The sequence below is a fragment of the Robertmurraya sp. genome, assembly GCF_036676585.1.
In the GTDB taxonomy this organism is placed as follows: Bacteria; Bacillota; Bacilli; order Bacillales; family Cytobacillaceae; genus Robertmurraya_A.
Genome location: NZ_JAKFCQ010000199.1, coordinates 1 through 1,894, shown reverse-complemented (window position 1 = coordinate 1,894; position 1,894 = coordinate 1). Strand labels below are relative to the sequence as shown.

Annotated in this window: 2 protein-coding genes; one reads left to right on the top strand and one right to left on the bottom strand. The window is 36.3% G+C overall.

Annotated elements, in window-relative coordinates:
- Nucleotides 1–480: biotin transporter BioY (locus ACGLXV_RS24305; RefSeq protein ID WP_391560657.1), on the bottom strand; the 480-nt coding region annotated here is incomplete at its 3' end.
- Nucleotides 481–833: 353 nt separating this feature from the next.
- On the opposite strand from ACGLXV_RS24305, the gene ACGLXV_RS24300 reads away from it, so the two are divergent.
- Nucleotides 834–1,847, top strand: a complete 1,014-nt coding sequence (locus ACGLXV_RS24300; protein WP_391560656.1) for a DUF3231 family protein — start codon at nt 834–836, stop codon at nt 1,845–1,847.
- Nucleotides 1,848–1,894 lie beyond the last annotated feature (47 nt).

The window sequence follows — 1,894 nt, the reverse complement described above, 5'->3', positions numbered from 1 at the left end:
CTTGATTAACCCAACAATGATAAATGGAGTAAATCCTCCTGCAAAAGCAGCTGACCAAGAAAGCTCGGCAGCAATCTTTAGCCAAGCAGTGCCTAATGCCAAAGTAACAAGCGTTCCAATAGTATTGGCAATCACAGCATTCTTAAAGTTGAAGGCTCTTTTTTCCATAAACCACCCGATTAGGAAGGCAGTTGGAACGAAGCCAACTAAATATCCCCCAGTTGGTCCGATAAGCTTTGAAATTCCACCTGAAAATTCAGCGAATACTGGTACTCCTGCAGAACCAATAATTAAATATAAAATGACCGATAGTGTTCCATAACGAGAACCTAGAATGGTTGCTGCTAAGCCAATGGCAAGGGTTTGTCCTGTAATTGGAACGAGCGGAAGTGGAATGGTAATTTGAGCCATTACGCCAATGATTGCAGCAAAAAGTGCTGTCACAATCATCATTCTTAATTTCAATTGTTGATTTTTCATTTGTTTCTCCCCTTTAAATGTAAACTACTCTTCATTATGGTTAACAATTAAACTTTATAAATATTTAGAAAATTTGTCAACCTCAAAAAAGTGGTGCCAGTGCACTTCCGCGGATTTATTTTGAAATGTCTGAAAGGGTTCAAATGAAACATCAAAAGAAATGGCATTTCATCCAACTTGTTAAACTAAACTTCTCCTTTTGTACAATAAGAGCTTCCATACTCTGTAATCTATACGTTGTTTCTTATCAGTAAAATCATATGATTGTTGGAGCTTCTAAGTTTTTACATATTTTTCATTCTCTGAGAAAACAATAAAAACACCAAATAATATTGTAAATCGGAGGATGAACCTTGGAGACACATAGCCCCATTCGATTAACTGCTCCGGAAATTGCAAGCCTTTGGACTCAATACATTTTTGATACAATGTCCATTTGTTTCTTTCGTTATGCACTCGAACATATCGAAGATCACGAAGTCAAATCGATCTACCAAACTTCCCTTGAAGTATCCAAAAAGCATGTCGAAGAAATTACAGTATTCTTGCAAAAAGAAAATCACCCTATTCCACTTGGGTTCACAGAAAAAGACGACGTAAACATTCACGCACCACGTCTTTTTCAAGATCCTTTCTACCTAAATTATCTTTATATCATGACTTTGCAAGGAATGACTGGGTATGCTTTATCTGTTAGTACTTCCATTCGTTCTGACTTACGGAAGTATTACATTACCTGTATGTCCGAAACGATGGAGCTTTTTGATCAATCCATTAATTTAATGCTTTCAAAAGGACTTTTTACTCGACCTCCTATTATTACACCACCCGATTCGATCGATTTTGTAAAGAACCAAAGTTTTTTAACTGGATGGTTGGGAGATCGCCGTCCGCTGAATGCCATCGAAATTGGAGATATTACTTTCAATATGCTAAAAATGCATTTACATGCTGCTTTAAAAGTGGGATTCATCCAAGTTGCTCAATCAAAAGAGGTTCGTCAACATTTTAAGAGGGGACTTGACATTGCCAATAAACATATAAAAATATTCGAATCAGTATTTAAGGAAGATAAATTAAATTCTCCTATTTCCTGGCAATCGATGATCACGAACTCTACTTCTAATACCTTTTCAGATAAATATATGATGTACCAAATTCAATTGTCTGCACAGTTAAGCCTTTCATATTATGGTTCTGCTTTAAGTGTCAATGCAAGAAGAGATATAGGTGCTAAATACTTACGACTAATTTTAGAACTTTTACACTACGCTGATGACGGAGCAAACATAATGATAAAAAATGGATGGTTAGAGCAGCCTCCAATAGCAAGTGACCGAGAATCGCTTGCAAAGGAAAAGGAATGATAAATAATATTTCGGAAACTGGAAGCTAGGAACGATTCCTAGCTTTT